At 68.8% G+C, this 21,855-nt stretch carries 22 protein-coding genes; 6 read left to right on the top strand and 16 right to left on the bottom strand.

Annotated elements, in window-relative coordinates:
• Positions 1-28: 28 nt before the first annotated feature.
• From AC3B5T_RS11690 to AC3B5T_RS11655, 8 genes are all read right to left on the bottom strand, one after another.
• Positions 29-1,081, bottom strand: a complete 1,053-nt coding sequence (locus AC3B5T_RS11690; RefSeq protein ID WP_010842041.1) for an NAD-dependent epimerase/dehydratase family protein — start codon at positions 1,079-1,081, stop codon at positions 29-31.
• Between the two features lie 98 nt (positions 1,082-1,179).
• A complete protein-coding gene (locus AC3B5T_RS11685) occupies positions 1,180-1,281 on the bottom strand; it encodes a 30S ribosomal protein bS22 (protein WP_003402602.1) in 102 nt (33 codons plus the stop codon).
• 323 nt (positions 1,282-1,604) lie between these two features.
• A complete protein-coding gene (locus AC3B5T_RS11680; RefSeq protein ID WP_004019963.1) occupies positions 1,605-1,838 on the bottom strand; it encodes a helix-turn-helix domain-containing protein in 234 nt (77 codons plus the stop codon).
• Positions 1,839-2,026: 188 nt separating this feature from the next.
• The gene (gene proC, locus AC3B5T_RS11675; RefSeq protein ID WP_010842043.1) at positions 2,027-2,887 is read right to left on the bottom strand and encodes a pyrroline-5-carboxylate reductase; all 861 of its coding nucleotides are present in this window, start codon (positions 2,885-2,887) and stop codon (positions 2,027-2,029) included.
• Positions 2,888-2,893: 6 nt separating this feature from the next.
• Entirely contained in the window at positions 2,894-3,751 is an 858-nt protein-coding gene (locus tag AC3B5T_RS11670) for a thioesterase family protein (protein ID WP_010842044.1), read from the bottom strand.
• Positions 3,752-3,789: 38 nt separating this feature from the next.
• Complete coding sequence (locus tag AC3B5T_RS11665; protein ID WP_488358764.1) at positions 3,790-4,707, bottom strand: sugar phosphate isomerase/epimerase family protein; 918 nt, start codon at positions 4,705-4,707, stop codon at positions 3,790-3,792.
• A gap of 14 nt (positions 4,708-4,721) precedes the next feature.
• Positions 4,722-6,545 carry a GtrA domain-containing protein gene (locus tag AC3B5T_RS11660; protein WP_488358701.1) on the bottom strand — a complete coding sequence of 608 codons (1,824 nt, stop codon included), beginning with the start codon at positions 6,543-6,545 and terminating at the stop codon, positions 4,722-4,724.
• A 51-nt stretch (positions 6,546-6,596) separates the two neighbouring features.
• Positions 6,597-7,574: a Ppx/GppA family phosphatase gene (locus AC3B5T_RS11655; protein WP_488358700.1), complete on the bottom strand. Its 978-nt coding sequence runs from the start codon at positions 7,572-7,574 to the stop codon at positions 6,597-6,599.
• Between the two features lie 54 nt (positions 7,575-7,628).
• Here AC3B5T_RS11655 and AC3B5T_RS11650 point away from each other — a divergent pair, with 54 nt between their 5' ends.
• Positions 7,629-8,489: a DUF3109 family protein gene (locus AC3B5T_RS11650; protein ID WP_010842048.1), complete on the top strand. Its 861-nt coding sequence runs from the start codon at positions 7,629-7,631 to the stop codon at positions 8,487-8,489.
• A 30-nt stretch (positions 8,490-8,519) separates the two neighbouring features.
• Here AC3B5T_RS11650 and AC3B5T_RS11645 read toward each other — a convergent pair whose 3' ends face one another.
• From AC3B5T_RS11645 to AC3B5T_RS11630, 4 genes are all read right to left on the bottom strand, one after another.
• The gene (locus tag AC3B5T_RS11645; protein ID WP_010842049.1) at positions 8,520-9,206 is read right to left on the bottom strand and encodes a response regulator transcription factor; all 687 of its coding nucleotides are present in this window, start codon (positions 9,204-9,206) and stop codon (positions 8,520-8,522) included.
• Positions 9,203-10,657, bottom strand: coding sequence for a sensor histidine kinase (locus AC3B5T_RS11640; protein ID WP_488358699.1), 1,455 nt, complete (start codon positions 10,655-10,657; stop codon positions 9,203-9,205). The genes AC3B5T_RS11645 and AC3B5T_RS11640 overlap by 4 nt, the downstream gene beginning before the upstream one ends.
• A gap of 118 nt (positions 10,658-10,775) precedes the next feature.
• Positions 10,776-11,096, bottom strand: coding sequence for a GNAT family N-acetyltransferase (locus AC3B5T_RS11635; RefSeq protein ID WP_010842051.1), 321 nt, complete (start codon positions 11,094-11,096; stop codon positions 10,776-10,778).
• Between the two features lie 80 nt (positions 11,097-11,176).
• A complete protein-coding gene (locus tag AC3B5T_RS11630; protein WP_010842052.1) occupies positions 11,177-11,923 on the bottom strand; it encodes a phosphoglyceromutase in 747 nt (248 codons plus the stop codon).
• Between the two features lie 150 nt (positions 11,924-12,073).
• Here AC3B5T_RS11630 and AC3B5T_RS11625 point away from each other — a divergent pair, with 150 nt between their 5' ends.
• Positions 12,074-13,522: an APC family permease gene (locus tag AC3B5T_RS11625; protein WP_055475208.1), complete on the top strand. Its 1,449-nt coding sequence runs from the start codon at positions 12,074-12,076 to the stop codon at positions 13,520-13,522.
• 76 nt (positions 13,523-13,598) lie between these two features.
• On the opposite strand, the gene AC3B5T_RS11620 is transcribed toward AC3B5T_RS11625, so the two are convergent.
• The 3 genes from AC3B5T_RS11620 to mshA form a co-directional block, all read right to left on the bottom strand.
• Complete coding sequence (locus AC3B5T_RS11620; RefSeq protein ID WP_488358698.1) at positions 13,599-15,206, bottom strand: AMP-binding protein; 1,608 nt, start codon at positions 15,204-15,206, stop codon at positions 13,599-13,601.
• Between the two features lie 81 nt (positions 15,207-15,287).
• Entirely contained in the window at positions 15,288-15,902 is a 615-nt protein-coding gene (locus tag AC3B5T_RS11615; RefSeq protein WP_010842055.1) for a type III secretion system chaperone family protein, read from the bottom strand.
• A gap of 66 nt (positions 15,903-15,968) precedes the next feature.
• Positions 15,969-17,324, bottom strand: coding sequence for a D-inositol-3-phosphate glycosyltransferase (gene mshA, locus AC3B5T_RS11610; protein WP_055475264.1), 1,356 nt, complete (start codon positions 17,322-17,324; stop codon positions 15,969-15,971).
• Between the two features lie 127 nt (positions 17,325-17,451).
• On the opposite strand from mshA, the gene AC3B5T_RS11605 reads away from it, so the two are divergent.
• The 3 genes from AC3B5T_RS11605 to AC3B5T_RS11595 are packed head-to-tail and all read left to right on the top strand — an operon-like array spanning position 17,452 to position 20,128.
• Complete coding sequence (locus tag AC3B5T_RS11605) at positions 17,452-18,423, top strand: metal ABC transporter solute-binding protein, Zn/Mn family (protein ID WP_488358697.1); 972 nt, start codon at positions 17,452-17,454, stop codon at positions 18,421-18,423.
• Positions 18,420-19,262: a metal ABC transporter ATP-binding protein gene (locus tag AC3B5T_RS11600; protein WP_488358696.1), complete on the top strand. Its 843-nt coding sequence runs from the start codon at positions 18,420-18,422 to the stop codon at positions 19,260-19,262. The genes AC3B5T_RS11605 and AC3B5T_RS11600 overlap by 4 nt, the downstream gene beginning before the upstream one ends.
• A complete protein-coding gene (locus AC3B5T_RS11595) occupies positions 19,259-20,128 on the top strand; it encodes a metal ABC transporter permease (protein ID WP_014925527.1) in 870 nt (289 codons plus the stop codon). Before AC3B5T_RS11600 ends, AC3B5T_RS11595 begins: the two co-directional genes overlap by 4 nt.
• Before the next feature lie 30 nt (positions 20,129-20,158).
• Here AC3B5T_RS11595 and AC3B5T_RS11590 read toward each other — a convergent pair whose 3' ends face one another.
• A complete protein-coding gene (locus AC3B5T_RS11590; protein ID WP_488358695.1) occupies positions 20,159-20,689 on the bottom strand; it encodes a DUF2599 domain-containing protein in 531 nt (176 codons plus the stop codon).
• A 33-nt stretch (positions 20,690-20,722) separates the two neighbouring features.
• On the opposite strand from AC3B5T_RS11590, the gene AC3B5T_RS11585 reads away from it, so the two are divergent.
• Positions 20,723-21,850: a beta-mannosidase gene (locus AC3B5T_RS11585; protein ID WP_488358694.1), complete on the top strand. Its 1,128-nt coding sequence runs from the start codon at positions 20,723-20,725 to the stop codon at positions 21,848-21,850.
• The last annotated feature ends 5 nt before the right edge of the window (positions 21,851-21,855 follow it).

The raw sequence follows: 21,855 nt of genomic DNA, 5'->3' as shown, positions 1-21,855 counted from the left end.
GACTTCGTCACGATCGTGACCCGAAATTTCACTGCAGCTGGTGGGCCGCCGCGACGACCCGCTGTTCGAACAGTTTCCACGAATCGGACCCGATCACCGGCGTCACACCGCTGCGCTCGATGAAGTCGTCCAGCGTCTCGAGCGTCGTGTACCGCGGGACGAAGCCGAGTTCGGTCCGCATCCGCGTCGTGTCGAGCACCCGGCCATAGGTGAGGAACTCCGTCTGCGACGACCTCAGCTTCGCCGACCGCAAGTCCTGGAACACGCCCGCGATCGGAGCCAGGAGACTGCTCGGAACTGGCAGTTCGACGTGTCCGACGCGTCGGATCGCCTGCGTCAGGGTGACCACGCCCTCGCCGGAGATGTTGAACGTGCCGACCTTCCCGGCGAGGGTGACATGCTCCATCGCCGCCAGGGCGTCCTCTTCGTGCAGGAACTGCAGCCGCGGCTGGAATCCGATCACCGTCGGCACGACAGGCAGCGAGAGGTAGGAACTCATCCGGGTGGTGATCCGCGGACCCAGCATCGCCTGCGGGCGGAGGATGGTGATGTCGATGTCCTGACGCCGGCGGCCCAACCCCCGCACATAACCCTCGACGTCGAGTAGATCTCGACCGTATCCGCGCTTCGGCTCGCGGGGAGCGCGCGTCTCCTCGGAGAAGTGCGACGGGTCGCGGCTGCTGGCTCCGTAGACCATCGCGGTGGAACGCAGGACGAGTCGCTTGACCGACGGCGTGCGCTGACAGGCCGCGCACACCTGCATCGCCCCGACGAGGTTGAACTCCTTGATCGCCGCCGAGTGCGGGGCGGTGTCGGCGATCGAGGTCGCCGCGTGGACGACCGTGTCCACGTTGTAGGCGGCGAGCGCCTTGGCGATGGTGGGGCGCCGGATGTCGAGACGCAGGAACTCCGCACGTCCCATCCGACGCAGGAGGTCCTTGCGCGGCACCCGCGAATCGACCGCGAGGACCTTCTCGATGTCGGGGTTGGCCGCGAGGCGCGCCACGAGGTAGCCCCCGAGGAATGTCGATGCCCCGGTGACCAGGACCACCCTGGGCGGGGCGGAGGTGGGTTCGGCCATGTCCCGAGGCTATCGCCAGCCGGACGATTCGGCCCGACGAGCCGCCCTCGGAACGACAAAAGGACCCGCCGAAGCGGGTCCCGATGCCGAAGAAAGGCCTATTTGCCGAGTTTGCGACGCTGCACCCGGGTCCTGCGCAGCAGCTTGCGGTGCTTCTTCTTCGACATGCGCTTGCGGCGCTTCTTGATCACTGAACCCATCGGGGCGCTTCCTCACGATTGACACTGATGTACTTGTTCGGCCCTGGTCTGCACTTCAGCCGGGAACGGCGCCGGGAGCGAAGCGACGAGCGGCGGTGACAAAGGGCTCACCGGCGCATCCAGGTACGCGACCACCGAGCCTACCGGGCGGCACACCAGATCGGGAAATCGCGGTCGTCGACGATGCCGTTCGGGGCCGCGGCGACACCCGTTCGCACGCCCGGGACAGCCACCGTCGAAGCAGAAGACCTCCGTGGCCGGCACGGGCCGGTCACGGAGGTCTGTCGGTGAAACTGCTGTTCAGGCGTCCAGTGTGCGCCGGATCAGCCGGCGTCGAAGTACGACGTCTCCAGATAGTCGTGGACCGCTTTCGCGTGCACACGGAACGAGCGTCCGACCCGAACCGCGGGCAGTTCGCCGTTGTGGACGAGACGGTAGACGGTCATCTTCGAAACGCGCATCAACGATGCAACCTCGGCGACGGTGAGAAACTGCGACGCCGAAGCCGCATTGCTCACTGCGCCTGTCCTGTCACCAGGAGTGTCTGCAGGTGCCATGAATCACTCATACCTCCGGTGCACGCGTCGCGGCCGCAGGCTTCCCCTCCTGCGGACATCAGACACGCACGTGCTTAAAGAAGCTTAGCGTGGCAGATGTGAAAAAAGCGACGTGAGAGACCGGTATTTCTGAGATTCCTGTGACTCGACCCCAACATGCTGGGGTTTGTCGGCCCGTCGACCACAATTCATGGGGTGTCGGTGACGGCGTGTCCCTGTGCCAAACCCTCGACTTCCACTCGACGTCCACCGCGGGCGCTCGCCGCCGCGCAGGCACGAGTCGCCTGGTACACGGCGTGCCGCAGGCCGTTGGCCTCGAACTCACGGATGGCCTCGGCGGTGGTGCCGCCCGGCGAGGTGACGGCCGCGCGCAGATCGACCGGGGACAACCCCGAATCGCTGAGCAGGATGCCCGCACCGCGGATGGTCTGCACCGCCATCTCCGAGGCCTGGGGGCGGGTGAGCCCGAGCCCGACGCCGGCATCGATCATCGCCTCGGCGAGCAGGAAGACATAGGCCGGTCCCGAACCGGAGACCGCGGTGACCGCGTCCATCTGCTTCTCCGGAACGACCGTGACGCGGCCGACCGTCTGCAGGATCTTGACCACGGCCTGCAGCTGCTCGTCGCCGACGTACCGACCGGCCGAGACCGCCGACATCGCCTCGTTCACGAGCATCGGCGTGTTGGGCATGACCCGGATGACCGGCGAACCGGCCTGCAGGGCGCTCTCGTATCGCGACAGGGGCAGACCGGCCACGAGCGTGACGGTCACCCGCTCGGATTCCGCGTTGTCCTCCGCCGAGGCCAGAATCCGCAGGATCGAATCGACGTCGTCGGGCTTGATCGCCAGGAACACGTACTGCGCCGACTCGGCCGCGCTCTTGACGTCGGTGACCAGCACGCCGTACTCATCGGCGATCTCGGCGGCGCGGCTCTCCTGCCGCTCGGCGACGACGAGGTCCTTGGTCGGGGTGCCTGCACCGATCAAACCGGCGAGCAGTGCCTCACCGATCTTGCCTCCGCCGATGATGGCGATGCGTTCGGACACGGATGTCTACCTTCCTGAGGGGATGAGGGCGAGCTGGCGGGACTGTGCGACGACTGTCCCGGTCGAGTCCACCACGAGATGGTCCTCCTCGAACATGCCGGGGCCGACCTCCGAACTCGTCGCGGCGAAGCGCAGCCAGCCGGGCGCGGGGTGCCGGCGGACATAGGTCGTCAGCTGCACGGTGGGTGCCCACCCGAACAGCGCCAGATTCATCACGACGGGCGGCGAGATGTCGCCGACCAGGACCGTGAAGTACTCGTCGGGCTCGACGCCCTTCGGCCGGATCCACCCACGGACCAGCGGCTCGCCGGTCTCGCCGCGGACGACGGGGAACGTCTCCGAGTCGAGGACCAGATCGATGGCGGGGCCCAGGTGATTGACCTCGGCGATCGGCGAACCATCGAGTGGGATACCCGTCGGCGACGGCTCCACGGGCAGTGTGTCGAGGACCGTGGGGCCGGAGTGGTGCGGCCGGCCGCTGTCGGGCCGGGCCATCGTCACCGACGAGGACACGACGGTGCGGCCCAGCTGGACAGCGTCGACCGACAGGACCGTGACCGTGCGCCCGCGTTTGCGCACGCCGACCACCAGATCGATGTCCGCGGCGTCGGGGGCGGTGAGGTAGTCACTGGAGATCGCCACCGGGATCATCGCGGCAGCCGACTCGGCGAGCCGATCGCCGTCCGGGGTCAGCGCGCTCAGCGCGGTCCGGGCCGCCTTCGCGACGACCATCTGAAGCGTGCCGCCGTGCACCTTGGGACCGATGGTGAACGTCGCGTCGATGTGCGCCCGCAGGGTGAGCGAGTCCGGACCGCTCCGGTCCACCTCGGTCAGCTCCTGCACCTCGGTGATCTTGCTGGTCATCGTCCCGCCTTCGTCGACCCGGCTCGTCCCCCGAGGAGTCAGCTGCTGAACTGGCCGAGGGGCTCGGGGTGCAGCTCCCGTTTGAGGTGCCGCCGCGCAAAATCTAGCGAACGGGCCAGCAGCGCGCTGCGTTCGGGTTTGGTGCGCGCGCTACCCGTCGTGACCTCGAGCACAACCGCCCCGGCGAAGTCGCTCGCCGCGATCCGTCGGCACACCTCCGCGCAGGGCTGGGCCCCGTCGCCGGGGATGAGGTGCTCGTCGGTGGCCGCCCCGTGCCCGTCGGCCAGATGCAGGTGGTTGAGCCGCGACCCCATCCGGTCGAGAAGCGCGAGGGCGTCGACGCCGGCGGTCGCGGTGTGCGAAAGATCGAGGGTGTAGTTCGCGTAGCCGTCGTCGGTCGGGTCGATGGACTTGCCGAACGCCGACGCCGCCAGACCGGGCCCGCCGCCGCGCTTGGCGAGACGCCGGACCGAGGGCTCGCCCGCCCCGAACAAGCGGTCGGCGCGCATCGGGAACATGTTCTCCACCGCGACCGCGATGCCGCTGTCGGCTTCGAGCTCGTCGACCAGGTCGTCGAAGGCCGCGACGTAGCCCCGCTGCCAACGGAACGGCGGATGCACGACGACGGTCGACGCACCCAGGTCCTCGGCCGCCTCCACCGCACGGGCGAGCTTCACGACCGGGTCACGTCCCCAGACGCGCTGGGTGATGAGCAGACACGGCGCGTGGATGGACAGCACCGGCACCTGGTAGTGCTCCGAGAGATGTTCGACGCGCCGGATGTCCTGGCTGAGGGGGTCCCCCCACACCATGAGTTCCACGCCGTCGAAACCCAGTTCGGCGGCGTAGGCGAAGGCCGCCTCGGTGTTCTGCGGATACACCGAGGCCGTCGAGAGTCCGATCGGGATCTCGGCCGCTGGTGAGGTTCGGCCCGTCTCCGACTCTGACGGGTTCATCGGTTCGGGCCGGCTCACGCGGCCAACAACACCAGCGGCCCGATGGTGACCAGGAGACCCACACCGAGCGCGAGCAGCGTCGTCGGCAGATCCTTGGTGCGTCGGACCACGTGGGAGAGCGTCACGATCCCGAAGATGACGAGGACGGCGAGTACCAGCGCGAAGTACGGATTCCACCGCCAGAGTTCGGTGAAGCCCCAGAACAGGCCGACGCCGACCGCGAGACCCGCGAGCGCCTGCCCGAACAGCACCAGCCATGCCTTCACCGGCGACTGCTCGGCGTCATCCTCTGCCGTATCGGCGGCGTCGGCCTCGCCGGCGGTCGCCGGGCCGGCGGCGGACTGGATGTCCTCGCGTCCGGCCTCGACGCCCGCACCGGTCGGATGGCCGGCTTCGGCGTCGGGCGTCTCGTCGATGTCCGTCGTGTCGTGCAGGGCATCGAGCTCGCCCGGCTCCCCCGGTTCGGCGGCATCCTCGGGTCCGTCGTCCTTCGTGAGGTCGACCCGGTCGGCGTCGTCGGGGTGGGACTCGACCGGCTCGATGGCCTCGGTCGGGTGATCGTCGCTCCGGGAGACGTCGGTCCGGTCGTCGTCCGTCTGGCGGTCGTGGGTCTGGCGATCGTGGGTCCGGTGGGCGTCGGTCAGGTCGTCAGACGTCTGGTGGTCGTCGTCAGCCGGGCGGTCCTCGGTCGGGTGGATCTCGGGGTGCGCGGCGGCGATCGCGGCCGTCGTCCCGCCCGCCGTCGCGGCGGCTGCCGCGGTCGCGGCCCAGCCGGACGTCGTCTCGTCGTCGGCGTGGCCGTCGTGGTCCCGCCCGTCGAACCCGGGCTCGTCGACCGGTCGCTCGTCCTGGGCCCGATCGCGCTTCTTGCCGCCGAAGAGTTTCCGGGCCAGTCCGGCAACGCCCGCTGCCTTGGGCTTCTTCGCCGAACCGGCGGGACGGGCCGCGGTCCCGGACCGGCCTCTGCCGGCTCCGTGTTCCGCGCCTTCCACGTCGGCGAAGTTGCGATAGGCGTCGAAGTCCATGACCTCCGAGAACCCGCCGTCGCCCCGCTCGCGGGGACCGCCGGGGCCCGCATCGACCTCGGTCAGGTCGTAGGTGACCACGTCGTCGGAGTCGACGACGGACAGATCCTGGCCGTTCTCGCCGACGACCGGGATGATGCCGGTGACCGCGTTCGCCGACTCCTGGTCGACGGGGGCGGTGTCGCGCGGCGGGGTCTGGCCGAGGCGACGGGCCACCGCCTCCGAGCTGAAGTCGCGGGTCGACATCGGCGGGACGGACCCCTGGCCGTAGCCGGGCATCCCGCTGGCGGTGCGGCCGCCGGGCCACCCCTGTTGCCGGTCGGCACGCGGGCGGTCGACGACGGGCTGGTCCTCGGCCGGGCGCCGCGGAATCGGGTTCCCCGACCTCGGGAACGGTCCGGCGGTCGTGTCCGGGCGTCCCCGGGAAGCCGTATCCCGCTCCGGAGGCGTCGACTGCTCCGGACGCGCGGTCTCTGCGGACGGCGCCGCCGATTCGGGCCGGGCGGGGGTCTCGGACCGGGCCGGGGTCTCGGACCGGGCCGGGGTCTCGGACCGGGCCGGGGTTTCGGACCGGGCCGGGGTCTCAGCCGGTGCCGGGGTCTCGGCCGGTGCCGCCGAGTCGCCCTCGGCGTCGGAGACCTTCGGGATCTCGCCGGTCAGCTCCGACACCGAGAACGAACCGCTACGTCCGGCGCGCCTACGTCCCCGTCCGTCTCGCGATCGTGCCGGTGCGTCGCCCTCCGAACCCTGTGACCGGGCAAGTAGTTCCGACACCGAGATGGGTCGAGATTCGGGCTCCGAATCCTTCGGCATGAAGTGGTTCTCCGTCCTCGTTCTCGAACGTCATTGGTCCGGGGCTCCGGGTCAGCCGACGCCTTCGTGAACGCCGCGCGCAGGAGTCGGTTCCAGCGAGTCGGCCTGCTCGGCGTCGAGTCGGCGCAGGATCACACCCTCACGAAGAGCCCACGGACAGATTTCCAGTGTATCGACTTGCAACGCGCGCATCGCCGCCTCGGCGACCAGCGCTCCGGCGACGAGCTGCCCGGCCCGGTCGGAACTGACACCCTCGAGTTCCGCGCGATCCGCCTTGGTCATGCGGGAGATGAAGGAGATGAGCTGGCGCAGCCCGCTCGTCGTCAGTTCCCGGCGGACCCGCGGTCCGGCACTCGACGGCGCCGCCCCGGTCAGCCGGGCGAGGCTGCGGAAGGTCTTCGACGTACCGACGCACAGATCGGGCGCACCCGGTGCGAGCAGTTTCGCCGCCGGCGCCCGCAGTTCGGCGTCGAGCCAGTCACGCAGCACCCCGACCCGCCGACGGTCCGGCGGATCGTCGGGCAACCATTCGCGGGTGAGCCGGCCGGCACCCAGCGGCAGCGACAGGGCCACGTCGGGTTCCTCGTCGACGCCGTTGGACATCTCCAGCGAACCCCCGCCGATGTCGAGCGCGAGGATGCGCCCGGCGCTCCAGCCACGCCAGCGGCGCACCGCCAGCGAGGTGAGGCGGGCCTCGTCGCGACCCGACAGCACCAGCACGCGCACCCCGGTCCGGCGCTCGATCTCGTCGAGGAGATCGTCGGAGTTCGTCGCGTCACGCACGGCCGACGTCGCGAAGGCCATCATCTGTTCGCAACCCGACGTCCGGGCGATATGGGTGAATTCGTCGATCGACTCGATGAGCTTGGCGAGGGCACGGTCACTCATCCGCCCGTCGGCGTCGATCTGTTCGGCCAGGCGCAGAACCGCCTTGGTCGAACTCATCGGGGTGGGATGGCCGCCGCGGTGGGCATCGACCACCAGGAGGTGGACTGTGTTGCTGCCCACGTCGAGGACTCCTAAGCGCACGGCTCAACGGTAGTGCAGCCGCCTCGCCCGCCCGATCCCGGCTACCGTATAGAGGTGACCGCCATTTCGCCGTCCGCGCCCCGCATCGACCCCGCGCCGGAGGTCGAACTCGACTTTCCGCGCGAATGGTACGAATTCGCCGATCCCGCCGATCCCGAGCACGTCATCAAGGCCGACCTGACCTGGCTGCTCTCCCATTGGACGTGCGTGTTCGGCACCCCGGCTTGCCAGGGCATCCTCCCCGGCCGGGAGACCGACGGTTGCTGCAGCCACGGCGCCTATCTCTCCGACGACGACGATCGTGAGACCCTGGCCCGCGGAGTCGCCATGCTGACGCCCGCGGACTGGCAGTTCTACAAGAAGGGCTCGGGCAAGGATCCGGTCGGCCCCAAGGGTTATCTCGAGGAGAGCGACCTCGACGACGAGCCCGCACTCAAGACCCGACTTCACAAGGGCGCGTGCATCTTCCTCAATCGCCCCGGGTTCGCCGGTGGCGTCGGCTGCGCACTGCACTCGATGGCGCTGCGCAAGGGACTCGAGCCGCTCACGGTCAAACCGGACGTGTGCTGGCAGCTCCCGGTGCGCCGCGAGCAGGACTGGGTGGAACGTCCCGACGGCACCGAGGTGCTCCAGACGACGATCACCGAGTTCGACCGGCGCGGCTGGGGCGAGGGCGGCCACGATCTGAAGTGGTACTGCTCGGGCTCCCCCGACGCCCACGTCGGCGCCAAGCAGGTGTGGGAATCGTATGCCCCCGAGCTGACCGCGCTGATCGGCGAACCCGCCTACGCGGCGCTCGCGGCCGCCTGCAAACGCCGAAACGGCCTGGGGCTCATCGCCATCCACCCGGCGACGCAGGCCGCAACGCAGCGCCGCGAGACCGACGTCAAGTACGAGCTGCAACCCCCGGAGTAGTCCCGCCGGGGGCTGCCGGCCCGGTGTGGCTCAGGCCTCGAGCTTGTACCCGAGACCGCGAACGGTGATGAGGTGCTTGGGATTCGCCGGATCCGGTTCGATCTTCGAACGCAGCCGCTTGACGTGCACGTCGAGCGTCTTGGTGTCGCCGACGTAGTCGACGCCCCACACCCGGTCGATCAGCTGACCGCGCGTCAGCACCCGGCCGGCGTTGCGCAGCAGGTACTCGAGGAGATCGAACTCCTTGAGCGGCAACGTGATCGGAGTTCCGTTGACCGACACGGTGTGCCGTTCGACGTCCATCCGGACCGGCCCGGCCTCCAGGATCCCGATCTCGAGACCGTCGTCGGGCACGTCGCCACCGCGGCGCAGCACCGCGCGGATACGGGCGATCAGTTCGCGAGCCGAATACGGCTTGGTCACATAGTCGTCCGCGCCGAGTTCGAGACCGACGACCTTGTCGATCTCGCTGTCGCGCGCGGTCACCATGATCACCGGGACATTAGACCGCGTGCGCAGGGCCTTGCAGATCTCGGTTCCGGACATCCCGGGCAGCATGAGATCGAGGAGCACGATGTCGGGACTCACCCGATCGAAGGTCGACAGGGCCTGTGCGCCATCGGTGATGACGCTGGCCTCGAAGCCCTCCTTGCGCAACAGGAATGCCAGCGGATCCGCCAACGATTCCTCGTCCTCGACGATCAGAACGTGGGTCAACTCTTGTTTCCTTCGTTGTCGTGACCGGAAATCGGGTCGTTCGATGATGCTGCGTCAACCCGGGCCGGCGGGGCGTGATGGCCGGCGCCGAGTCCGCGGGGAGGTGAATCCGGATTCGACAGCGCCTGTTCGGCCGCCTCCGGCCAGCCGGTGTCCGACAGGTCCTCCGGGATGCACAGCGTGAACGTGGAGCCGGTACCGGGCTTGCTCCACAGGTTGATGGTGCCGCCGTGGTTGGCGGCCACGTGCTTGACGATGGCCAGTCCGAGTCCGGTGCCGCCGGTCATCCGCGAGCGGGCCTTGTCGACCCGGAAGAAGCGTTCGAAGACGCGCTGCTGATCCTCCGGCTCGATCCCGATCCCGCGGTCGGTGACCGCGATGGCGACCATCGGCCGCCCGTCGATCTTGATGACCCGACGACTGATGGAGACCACGGTGTCCGACGGCGAATACGAGACGGCATTGGAGATCAGGTTGTTCAGCGCGGTGAGCAGCAGTGGCCGGTCGCCGCGGATGGTCACCCCGATCGGATCGTCCGCGCGCAGCTCGATCGCCGCCGCCTCCGCGGCGAGGGTTGCCGAGGCCAGCGCGTCGTCGATGAGCGAGTCGACGTCGATGCAGGTGAACTCCGGGGTGACGCCGTCCTGCAGCCGGGACAGCGCCAGCAGTTCGCTCACCATGTTGCCCATGCGCTTGGTCTCGCCGACCACGCGGCGACTGAAGTGTTGCACCGAGTCGGTGTCGTCGGCCGACTCCAGGAGCGCCTCGGCGAGCAGGCCGATCGCGCCGACCGGTGTCTTGAGTTCGTGCGAGACGTTGGCGACGAAGTCGCGCCGGGTCGCCTCCACACGCTTGTGTTCGGTGTCGTCGAGGCCGTATGCGACGACGTAGCGTTCGTCGCCCTGCGCGACGATCTTGGCGTGACAGCGCACGTGCTCGACGCTGGGCCTCGGAGTACGGCCGGTCGAGACGAAGCCGAGGCTCGACATCGGCGGGCTGAACTCGAAGCGGCGTTCCACCCCGGTGTCGAGCACCTCTTTCACCGCATCCCACACGGGGTCGGCCAGCAGCATCTCGCGCACGAGTCCGAGTTCGACGGCCCGCTGATTGTACAGGACGACGTCGCGGAACTCGTCGACGACGGCGATGGCGGTCTCGGTGTTGCGCACGACCATGCTCAGCAGACCGGCCTTGGTCATCCGCCCGTCGTCGGTGGTCGACTGCACATCCGAGTCGCGGACCTCCGCCCAGGACGGCACCGCACGGGGACCGAGGGTCACCGGGAACACCGGCGCCGCGGTGGCGTCGGCGGGTGCGGAACCACGCGAGAAGCGATCGAAGAACGCGAATCCGCGAGACCGGTCACGGTCCCGGGTGCGTCGACCGATCACGACACCGAGGCAGAGCGCGAGTACGAACGCGATCGTCGCGGCGGAGATAGCGGCGGTCACAGGGGCAGCTTACGACTCGACCAACTCCGAACGCACATCTGACGAAGGTGTTCGGCAGTTGTTCACGCGGAGTTGGCCGGAGGCCCTGCGAGGGCCGAGAGCTCGGCGACGGGGGCGGTCATTGCGGAACCGGCACCGCCATGTCGGCGAACTCGGGGTGGCGTTCGATGAAACGCTGGACATAGGAACAGACCGGCACCACCTGCTTGCCGCTGCTGCGGATGTCCTCGAGGACGAACCGGACCAGGTGCCCCGCATAGCCGTGACCGCTGAACTGCTCCCGGATCACGGTGTGCGTCACGACGACCTGGTACGGCTCGGAGACATAGTCCAGATAGCCCACGACCTCGTCCTCGCCCGTGGACTCGGCGACGAGGATCGCCTCGTACCGCTCCCGAGCAGGTGAATGGTCGATCCGCAGGGCATCCACATCCGCCATGCCGTCTAATGTAGCGCGCGCCACACCGTCGACGCCATGGCGAAACGTGTCACGTCTCGTTGTCCGAACGGACCCTCTGCCTACTTCTGCCCCTGGGCGGCCACCGCAGCGGCACCGGCGGCGGCCGCCTCAGGGTCCAGGTACGTACCACCGGGGTTCAGCGGCTTCAGATCGTCGTCGAGGTCGTAGCGGAGCGGGTTGCCGGTGGGGATGTTCAGGCCCGCGATGTCCTCGTCGGAGATGCCGTCGAGATGCTTGACGAGCGCGCGCAGCGAGTTCCCGTGCGCGGCCAGCAGCACCGTCTTGCCCGCCTTGACGTCGGCGACGATGGTCTCGAGGTAGTACGGGATGAACCGCTCGACGACGTCCTTGAGGCACTCGGTCAGCGGCACCTCGGCGAGGTCGGCGTAGCGCGCGTCGCCGACCTGGCTGTACTCCGCGTCGGGCTCGATCGCCGGCGGCGGGGTGTCATAGCTCCGGCGCCACAGCATGAACTGCTCGTCGCCGAACTTCTCCTTGGTCTCGGCCTTGTTGAGGCCCTGCAGCGCGCCGTAGTGACGCTCGTTGAGTCGCCAGTCGCGGATCACCGGAATCCACAGCCGGTCGGCCCGGTCCAGTGCGATGTGCGCGGTCGTGATGGCGCGGCGCAACAGTGAGGTGTAGACGACGTCGGGCAGCAGGTCGTGTTCGACGAGGAGCTCGCCGCCGCGCTCGGCCTCGGCCTTGCCCTTGTCGGTCAGCGCCACATCGACCCAGCCGGTGAACTGGTTGGACGCATTCCATTCGCTCTCGCCGTGACGCATCAGGATCAAGGTGCCGTTGCTCATGGCGGATAGTTTTCCACAGTCGGTGCGCGCCTTCTCTGCACCGCCGCCGGAATCCCGCGCCGACCCCTGCGCAGGACGCGGGAGGACGAAATGGTAATGAACCCATCGATTCGCCGCGCGAAAGGACCGGGGCAGGTCTAGCGTGATCGCATGACAGCCAGTACAGATGCCGGTTCCACCGGCCAGAATGCGGAAAAGCAGCCCGAGCTCAAACGCGTACTGGGCTGGAAGCTGTTGCTGTTGTTCATCATCGGCGACATCCTCGGCACCGGCGTCTACGCGCTGACCGGGCAGGTCGCCGGCGAGGTCGGCGGCGCGGCATGGCTGCCGTTCCTCATCGCGTTCACGGTCGCGACCCTCACCGCCTTCTCGTATCTCGAGCTGGTGACGAAATACCCGCAGGCCGCCGGCGCAGCGCTCTACGTGCACAAGGCCTTCGGCGTCCACTTCATCACGTTCATCGTGCTGTTCACGGTGATGTGTTCGGGCATCACCTCGGCGACCACCGCGTCGCGGGCCTTCGCGGTCAACATGCTGACCGCGTTCAGCGGCGACTCACCCGACGCCACGAATCCAGCACTGTTCGCCATCGCCATCGGCTTCCTGCTGCTGGTCATGTTCATCAACTTCCGCGGCGTCGCGGAGGGCGTCGGCACCAATGTGGTGCTGACCCTGGTGGAGTTGACGGGTCTGTTGCTCGTCCTGTTCATCGGCTACTGGTTCATCATCGGCGGCAACGCCGAACACTGGGACGCGGTGGTGGCCTTCGAGAGTCCCGACGACAAGAACGTCTTCATCGCGGTGACCGCCGCGACGTCACTGGCCTTCTTCGCCCTCGTCGGCTTCGAGGACTCGGTCAACATGGCCGAAGAGTGCAAGGACCCGGTGCGGATCTTCCCGAAGGTGATGTTGAGCGGCCTCGGGATCACCGCCGTCGTGTACGTCCTGATCGCGATCTGCGCGGTCGCCATCGTGCCCGTCGGCGTGCTGTCGGAGAGCGAGACGCCGCTCGTCGACGTCGTTCAGGCCGCCGCGCCCGATTTCCCGATGTCCGATCTGCTGCCGTGGATCTCGATGTTCGCCGTCGCCAACACCGCGCTCATCAACATGATGATGGCCAGCCGGTTGCTGTACGGCATGGCCAAGCAGGGCGTCCTGCCGAAGTTCCTCGCCTACGTCCACCCCGGGCGTCGCACACCGTTCTCGGCGATCATCTTCACCACGGTCGTCGCGCTGTGCCTGCTGACCTACGTCAGCGCCGACCCCAAGGGTTCCATCGTCGGCCTGCTCGGCGGCACCACCGCGCTGCTGCTGCTCGCGGTGTTCACCGTCGTCAACATCTCGGTCCTGGTGCTGCGCAAGGACAAGGTGGGCCACAAGCACTTCCGCACGTACACGCCGATCGCGGTCATCGGCGCCGTCACCTGCGGATACCTGACACTGCCGTTCACCGGACGTGATCCGGAACAGTATGTCGTCGCCGGCTGGCTGCTGCTCCTGGGCGTGATCCTCTGGGCCCTCACCTACTGGTGGAACAAGCGCACCGGGACCGCACCCACCTCGGCCTACGACGACATCCCGCCGCACGAGATCCCCTGAGTCCGACTCGAATCCGTATGACGTCGTGCCCGGATTCCGGGCACGACGTCATACGGATGTCGATGAGATGCCGAAGTTACTTGCGAAGGTCCTTGCGCAGGATCTTGCCCGAGGCCGACTTGGGGATCGTCTCGATGAACTCGACCGCACGAACCTTCTTGTGCGGGGCCACCTTCGAGGCCACGAACTCGATGACCTCGTCCGCGGTGATCTCCGAACCCGGCTGACGTACCACGAAGGCCTTCGGGATCTCCTCCCCCGACTCCGCCTCGATGACCCCGATGACCGCCGCATCGGCGATCTTGTCGTTGGTCAGCAGCAACGCCTCGAGCTCGGCGGGCGGTACCTGGTAGCCCTTGTACTTGATGAGTTCCTTGAGCCGGTCGACGATGTAGACGCACCCCGTCGGATCGACCTGCGCCATGTCGCCGGTGTGCAGGTAACCGTCGGCGTCGATGGTGTCCGCGGTCGCCTGGTCGTTGTTGAGGTAGCCCAGCATCACGTTGGGGCCCTTCACCCACAACTCACCGGGCTCGGACAGGCCCTCGCTCGGCAGCTCGATCTCCGCACCCGAAGCCGGGTCGACGATCTTGTTCTCCGAGTTGGCCACCGCCCAGCCGGTCGAGGACAGCGGCGGATCCTGCTGACCCAGCAGACCGGCCGTGTCGGCCGGGATCATGTGACTCACCGGCGACAGCTCACTCATCCCGTAGCCCTGCAGCATGTGCAGGTCCAGACGCTTGGCCACCGCCTGACCCAGCTCGTCGTCGAGCGGCGCGGCACCGGACATCATCGTGTGCAGCGACGACAGGTCGTAGTTGTCGATGATCGGGTGCTTGGCCAGCGCCACGGCCACCGGCGGCGCGATGTAGGCCATCGTCACCTTGTGGTTCTGGATGTTCTCCAGGAACTCCACGAGATCGAAACGAGGCATGACGACGAGCGACGCGCGGTTGTAGAGCGCGGCGTTGAGCAGCACGGTCATGCCGTAGATGTGGAAGAAGGGCAGCACCGCGATGACCACGTCGTCGGCACCCATGCCCTGGAGCGGGCGGATCTGGGCGACGTTCGCGACCAGGTTGCGGTGCGAGAGCGCCACTCCCTTCGGATTACCGGTCGTCCCCGACGAATACGGCAGCACCGCGACATGCGTCGACGGATCGAAGGACACCTCCGGCGCCGCCAGTCCCGCGCCCAGCAGATCCGCGGCGTTGGGGTGACCCGAGCTGTCCTGGCCCTCCCCGTCGAGGACGATCAGATCCGCATCCGCCAGCCCGACCTCGTCGGCCGCCGCCTTGGCCTGCTCCAGCATCGGGGAGATCGTCACCAGCATCTTGGCGCCCGAATCCCGCAGCTGCTTGGCGATCTCCGGCCCGGTGAACAACGCGTTGATCGTGGTGGCGGTACCGCCGGCGCGCAGGATGCCGTGGAACACCGTCGCGAACGCCGGGATGTTGGGCGACAGGATGCCGACCACGTCGCCCACACCGATTCCCCGCGCCGCCAGCGCTCCCGCCGCCGCGTCGATCTGCGAGATCAGCTGGGCGTACGTCGTCGTCGCGCCCGACTTCGGGTCCACGAGCGCGGTGCGTGCCTTGTCCTCGTCGGACACCGCGCCGAACAGGAACTCGTACACGCTCACATCGGGGATCTCGACGTCGGGGAACGGACTCTTGAAGCTCATGGCACCTCCATTGGGGAATTTCTCGCCCGCATCGTATCAACGCATGTTGACATGATGTGATGTGGACCTCTCGCGAAGAGTCTACGATTCGTCCGATTCGGCGGTGACGTCACTCGCCTTATCGGCACCGTCGACCACCGATTCACCCGGCACATAGCGGCCTTCGAGCGGCGCACCGGCCTCGGGCAGGGACTCCTTGTCGATGAGGTGCTCGAACGCGAGGAGGTTGCGCAGGGACTCGCCGCGCGAGACCCGCCACGCCCACTCGCGCCGGATCGAGGTGAGGAAGCCGAGCTCGAGCAAGGTGTTGAAGTCGCCGTCCGCTGCCTCGAGAACCTGTCCGAGGATGCGATCGACCTCGCCGGAGCTCAGCGCATCGGCGGATATGCGGCCCACCAGGTAGATGTCACCGGTGTTGTCGATGGTGTAGGCGACCCCGTACAGCCGGCGATTGCGTTTCAGCAGGTGCTTGTACACCCCGGCGTGGTTCTCGTCGGGGCGGCGGCACACGAAGGCCTCCACCCGCACACCGTGCTCACTCGCCGTCAGCAGCACCGTGGTCTTGAGTTTGCGTTCGCCGGGCAACTCGACGACCACGTGGTCGACGTCGGCGCCGCCGCCGCTCTTGCGTGTGAAGGCGATCTCGTTCTCGCCCAGCGTCTTCTCGAGCAGGTCGACGACCTCGGTGCGACTCACGGCGTCCTCTCTTCGATGGAATCGGAATCCCTTGCGCAGCGGGCGGTGTCCGGCTGCGTCAGACCGTCAGACCGTCACCCGGTTGCGCCGGCGACGCCAGCGGCGCCGGAGGCGAGCCGAGGCCGCGGCCGTCACCGTCGCGTCGGGCGATTCCGGGCCCTGGCGCGCGGCGAACGACCGCATGGCTCGGCTGTAGCTCTCCAGGAGCTGATCGACCGTGTGATCCCAGGAGAACTGCTCGGCATGTGCACGGGCGTTGTGGCCGAGTTCGACGAGACGATCGGGTTGCGCCAGGAGTTTCTCGAGCGCGTTGGTCCAGTCGCCGACCGCGTGGCCGTTGACCAGGACACCGGTCCGCCCGTCGTCGACCGCGACCCCGAGACCGCCGACATTCGCGGCGATGACGGGCGTCCCGCACGCCTGGGCCTCGATCGCGACGAGGCCGAAACTCTCCGAATGACTGGGCACCGCAACCAGATCCGACGCCCGGTACACCTGCGCCAGGCGTTGCGCCGGCTGAGGCGGGAGGAAGGTCACCGAGTCCGAGATCCCCAGCTCGGCAACCTGATCCATCAGTGCGGTCGGTCGCTGGAGGCCGGAACCCGACGGTCCGCCGACCACGAGCAGACGCAGTCTGCGTCCGGTCGAGGCGGCTTCGGAGATCAGCGGCGCGGCCGCGGCCACGAGGAGGTCCGGCGCCTTGAGCGGTTGGATTCGGCCGACGAACGTCACGATCGTCTCGTCGGGGTCGAGGCCCAGTGCCGCCCGGGCCTGCGCGGCCGAACCCGGGGTGTAGCAGTCGAGGTCGGCACCCGGGGTCACCACGTCGATGCGGGCAGGATCGGCGTCGTACATCGAGAGCAGCTCTGCCGCCTCGGTTTCGGTGTTCGCGACGAGCCGGTCGGCCTCACCGACGACCTGTTGTTCGCCGATCACCCTCAGTTGCGGTTCGGCGGTGTCGCCCTCGGCGAGTGAGGCGTTCTTGACCGCGGCGAGGGTGTGCGCGGTGTGCACCAGCGGGACACCCCACCGGTCGCGGGCGAGCCAGCCCACCTGGCCGGAGAGCCAGTAGTGGGAATGGATCACGTCGTAGTAACCGGGCGCCTGGGCCGCCTCGGCACGCAACACCCCGGCCGTGAACGCGCACAGCTGGGCGGGCAGGTCGCGCTTGTCGAGGCCCTCGAACGGGCCGGCGACCACATTGCGCACCGTGACCCCCGGCGCGGCGGCGACCGACGGCGCATCGGCCGACGACGTCGCACGGGTGAAGATCTCGACCTCGACTCCTCGGCGGGCCAGCCGGGTCGCCGTCTGCCAGACGTAGACGTTCATCCCGCCGGCGTCGCCGGTGCCCGGTTGCGCCAGCGGCGAGGTGTGCACGGAGATCAGCGCGACACGCCGCGGGGACGGGCTGGAGGTCATGGTCTCCACCATAGAGAAACGCCGCACCGGCCGACGCGTCCCCCGGCGTGCGGACACCCTGCACGCCCGCCGCCGCGATCGCCTAGACTGCTTTCGGTAACGATTGTCATTTGCGTAAAGGTTGTCGATGAGGAAATCCCTGTTGGCCGCGGCCGGCGTGCTGTCCGCCGCCGCCCTGGTGCTGTCCGCCTGCTCGAACGACTCCGGCGGGAGCGACGGACCCCCGACCGTGGTGACCTCCACGAACGTGTGGGGTTCGGTGGCGGCCGCCGTCGCCGGGGACAAGGCCCAGGTCACCGCGCTGTACACCAACGCCGACGGTGACCCGCACGAGTTCGAACCGTCCGCCGCCGACACCGCGACCATCGCCGACGCCGACGTCCTGGTCTTCAACGGCGGCCACTACGACTCCTACATGGAGGAGGCCGCGGCGAACTCCGACGCGACGGCCGTCGACGCCTACTCCCTGCTGGGCGGTGACGAGCATTCCGCCGAGGCGCACGGAGACGACCACGCATCCGGCGGGGACCATTCCGACGGGGCCCACGACCACTCGCAGGGCGATCAGAACGAGCACGTCTTCTACGACCTCCCGGTCGTCGCCCAGGTCGCCGACAAGGTCGCCGACGCGCTGGCCGAGCAGGACCCGGACAACGCGGAGACCTACCGCGCCAACGCCGAGACCTTCACCACCGGCATCGACGGCCTGCGGGCGAAGCTCACCACCATCCGGCAGCAGCACGAGGGCACCGAGGTCGCCCAGACCGAACCGCTCGCGGGCTACCTGCTGACCGAGGCCGGACTCGTCGACATCGCGCCCGCCGGGTTCACCCAGGCCGTCGAAGAAGGCCAGTCACCGGCCGCTGCCGACCGCGCCGCGCTGCAGGACATCCTCGCCGACCGTCGTGCCGCGGTGCTGATCTACAACACCCAGGCCGTGGACCCGGTGACACAGGCGATGCTCGATGTCGCGGGTTCGGCCGGCGTTCCGGTCGTGAAGTTCACCGAGACGCTGCCCGACGGCGTCACCGACTACCTCGTGTGGCAGGGCGCCCAGATCGACGCGCTGTCCGCGGCGCTGGGTTCCGGTTCCAATTGACCGGGACAGGCAGCGACGGGGCAGAAACGGATGCGCGTCCGGTCGTCGCGTTCTCCGGTGCCCGACTCGCGTTCGGCGACCGGATTCTCTGGGACGACCTGAACCTGACCATCGAGCCCGGCGAGTTCATCGCGGTCCTGGGGCCGAACGGTTCGGGCAAGACGTCGTTCCTGCGGGTCCTGCTGCGCCAGTACGCGCTCGACCGCGGCAGCGTCGCCACCATCGACGCGGTCGGTTACATCCCGCAGCAGCACGCCGAGGACGACGCCGACCCGATGGCCATCCGCGGGCGCGACCTCGTCGGTTTCGGTGTCGACGGCGGCCGCTGGGGCGTCGGTCTGCGCGGGCGGGCGCGGCGACGCGAACTGGTCGACCGCGCCCTGAGCGCGGTGGACGCGCTGCCGTACGCCGACGCCCCGCTCGGCGTCCTCTCCGGCGGTGAGCAGCAACGTCTGCGGGTCGCGCAGGCGGTGGTCAGCGATCCCGGCCTGCTGCTCTGCGACGAACCACTCGCCAGCCTCGACCCGACCAACCAGCAGGTGGTCGTCGAACTCATCGACCGCCGCCGACGCGAGGCGGGGACCGCGGTCGTCTTCGTGACCCACGAGATCAACCCGATCCTCCCCTACGTCGACCGCGTGCTCTATCTCGTCGACGGCAGGTTCCGCATCGGTGCGCCGCACGAGGTGATGACGACGGAGACGCTGAGCGAGCTCTACGGAAGTGACGTCGAGGTGCTGCGCGTCAACGGCCGTCTCGTCGTGATCGGCGGCGAGGACGCCCACCACTGTGCCGCGGAGACGGATTCGGGAATCGCACGCTCGGGCGGGCCGGCGTGAGCACCACCTACTCCGCCGTCGACCGCTCGCTGAGCGATCTCTGGGATTTCTCCACGACCATCGACCTGCTCGGTTACGACTTCATGCAGCAGGCGCTCCTCGCGATGGTGCTGCTCGGCCTCCTCGGCGGCCTGTTGGGTCCGCTGATCGTCGCCCGGCAGATGTCGTTCGCGGTACACGGTGCCAGCGAGCTGTCGGTGACCGGCGCCGCGGCGGCCCTGCTGATCGGGTTCAGCGTGAACCTCGGCGGTGTCATCGGTGCGGTCATCGCCGCGGCGGTGTTCGGTTTCCTCGGCAACAAGGCACGGGAACGCGATTCGGTGATCGGCGTCGTGATGGCGTTCGGCCTCGGTATCGGCGTGCTCTTCCTGGCCCTGTACGGCCGGATCGGCACCGGTTTCGCACTGCTGACCGGCCAGGTCGTCAGCGTCGGCATCAACGGGCTCGTCGCGATCGCCATCACCACCGGGATCGTCGTCGTCGTGCTGGCCGTGATCTACCGGCCGCTGCTGTTCGCCTCGACCGACCCCCGCGTGGCGCAGGCACAGGGCGTACCCATCCGGACGCTGTCCGTGGTGTTCGCGATCATCATGGGCCTGGCGGCCGCGCAGGGCGTGCAGATCATCGGCGCGCTGCTGGTGATGTCGCTGATGATCACTCCCGGCGCCGCGGCCGCGCGCGTCACGTCGAATCCGACGCGCACTCTGGTGCTGTCGGTCGTGTTCGCCGAAGTCGCGGCGGTCGGCGGGCTGCTGATGTCCCTCGCGCCGAAACTGCCCGTGTCGGTCTTCGTCACGATCATCTCGTTCGCGATCTACGTCGTGTGCCGGATCATCGGGAACCGCCGCGTGCATCGCACTCGCTGAGTCACGGCGTGCACCGCACGCGCTGACGGGTCATTCCTCGGCGAAGCCGGGGTTGCAGCCGGCGCCGACCATGTCCTCCTCGGCGACGACGGGACGTCCGGGTTCCAGGTTCCAGCTGGGCTTCTCGGGCTCGACCAGACGGGCGAACCGCCAGTGGCAGTCGAACTGGGCCTGCATGCCGGGTGTGTCGGCGGTGGGATCGAGCGCGACGACCTCGGCCCACGCGGACGCCATCGCGCCGGGTTCGGTGGTGTAGCGCCCGGAGCGCGTGGGGAACACCGAGAGACTCGGACCGACGGCGGTGTCGGTCCATTCGGTTCGCTCGATGTAGGGCGGGCGGTAGACGACCGGCGCGGGCGCCGACGACGTCGCCGGGTACGGCATGGCGGTGGTGACCGGCGGGGTCGTCGGTTCGGGTGAGGTGGCACTGCCCGCCGCCGGGGAGTTCGGCGTCGGCTGCCCGCAGGCGGACAGGAGCGCGATCAGCGCGACGACGGCGGCGACGAGCACCACCGCCCGCGGGCTCCCCGCGCACCCCGGCTCGTCCGGCCCCGACGTCATACCGCCACCTTAGGTGACGAGTAACCTGCACCTGTGGTCCCCCGACGCAGCAGGACGCGGACGCTCGCCGTGGTGCTCACCGCGATCGCCGGAGTTCTCCTGTGCCTCACCGGGTGCGCCCGCACGCCGGACCCCGGCCCCCTCCAGCCGACGCCGACGCAGCGGGTCCAGGCCACCCCGGGCGGGCTCGTCCTCGACGGAAAGCCGTGGTGGCCCGCCGGTTTCAACGCCTACCAACTGGGCACCGACTGGGCGGTGAACAGCGGGTGCGGTGCCGAGGTCGACCTCGACGCCTACTTCGCGAAACTGCCCCCGCGGGCACTGACCCGGTTCAATGTGTTCTCGTCCTTCGCCGTTCACAAGCGCAGCGGGCTCCTCGACTTCGCGCCGCTCGACCGGGTCTTCGCCGCCGCGGCCCGGCATCGCCAGCTGGTGCTGCCGGTACTCGCCGGCGGGTCCGGGGACTGCGAGGACGGCCGGTTCAAGGACCGTGAGTTCTACGCCCGGGGCTGGCGCACACCGCCGTCGGTCAACCAGCCGTCCTTCGCGCAGTGGGTCGAGACCGCGGTGACACGGTGGCACGACGAACCGTCGGTCGTCGGCTGGGAGCTCGTCGGCGAGCCGGAGGCGAGCCGGTGCGGTCCGGACTCGTGCGAGTTGGACGCGCGCACCTGTCCCGCCGACGCCACCGCTGTCCTGCGGTCGTTCTTCGACTCGGCGGGCGCGCTGCTGCGCTCCTATGACGCCGACCGGCCGATCTTCGCGGGTCTCGTCGGCGGCGACCAGTGCGGCCTGGCCGGTCCCGGTTATCTCGACGTCGCCCGGTCTCCCGGCATCGACGTACTCGACTTCCACGACTACCGCACCGGACGCGGCCAGACCTCCGGTCCGCTCGGCAGCGACCTGGCGACTCGCGTCCGTCAGGCCCGGAGCGCCGGAAAGCCGTTAATGGTCAACGAGATCGGCATCGACGCCGGCTCCTGCCTGCCCGCGACGACGCGCGCCCGAGCGTTCGAGGACATCATCGCGAACCACCGCGCGCTCGGTGTCGCCGGCGCGCTGCTGTGGGCTTTCGTCCCGGATCCCCGGGAGTCGTCGTGCACCTACGACATCGGACCGTTCGACCCGGCCTGGAGTGTGGTCCGCGCCAACATCCTATGACCCGG

The organism is Gordonia sp. G4, from assembly GCF_057770005.1.
The sequence above is the reverse complement of the archived record's forward strand: the minus strand, read 5'-3'. Positions and strand labels throughout refer to the sequence as shown.

Bases quoted from the DNA above. Each gene is read 5' to 3' on its own strand.
- AC3B5T_RS11620 (WP_488358698.1), bottom strand. From the start codon at position 15,206: ATGAGCTTCAAGAGTCCGTTCCCCGACGTCGAGATCCCCGATGTGAGC.
- AC3B5T_RS11660 (WP_488358701.1), bottom strand. From the start codon at position 6,545: ATGCCGAAGGATTCGGAGCCCGAATCTCGACCCATCTCGGTGTCGGAA.
- AC3B5T_RS11665 (WP_488358764.1), bottom strand. From the start codon at position 4,707: ATGAACCCGTCAGAGTCGGAGACGGGCCGAACCTCACCAGCGGCCGAG.
- AC3B5T_RS11670 (WP_010842044.1), bottom strand. From the start codon at position 3,751: ATGACCAGCAAGATCACCGAGGTGCAGGAGCTGACCGAGGTGGACCGG.
- mshA (WP_055475264.1), bottom strand. From the start codon at position 17,324: ATGACCTCCAGCCCGTCCCCGCGGCGTGTCGCGCTGATCTCCGTGCAC.
- AC3B5T_RS11635 (WP_010842051.1), bottom strand. From the start codon at position 11,096: ATGGCGGATGTGGATGCCCTGCGGATCGACCATTCACCTGCTCGGGAG.
- AC3B5T_RS11590 (WP_488358695.1), bottom strand. From the start codon at position 20,689: ATGACGTCGGGGCCGGACGAGCCGGGGTGCGCGGGGAGCCCGCGGGCG.
- AC3B5T_RS11625 (WP_055475208.1), top strand. From the start codon at position 12,074: ATGACAGCCAGTACAGATGCCGGTTCCACCGGCCAGAATGCGGAAAAG.
- AC3B5T_RS11605 (WP_488358697.1), top strand. From the start codon at position 17,452: ATGAGGAAATCCCTGTTGGCCGCGGCCGGCGTGCTGTCCGCCGCCGCC.
- AC3B5T_RS11630 (WP_010842052.1), bottom strand. From the start codon at position 11,923: ATGAGCAACGGCACCTTGATCCTGATGCGTCACGGCGAGAGCGAATGG.
- AC3B5T_RS11690 (WP_010842041.1), bottom strand. From the start codon at position 1,081: ATGGCCGAACCCACCTCCGCCCCGCCCAGGGTGGTCCTGGTCACCGGG.
- AC3B5T_RS11680 (WP_004019963.1), bottom strand. From the start codon at position 1,838: ATGGCACCTGCAGACACTCCTGGTGACAGGACAGGCGCAGTGAGCAAT.
- AC3B5T_RS11685 (WP_003402602.1), bottom strand. From the start codon at position 1,281: ATGGGTTCAGTGATCAAGAAGCGCCGCAAGCGCATGTCGAAGAAGAAG.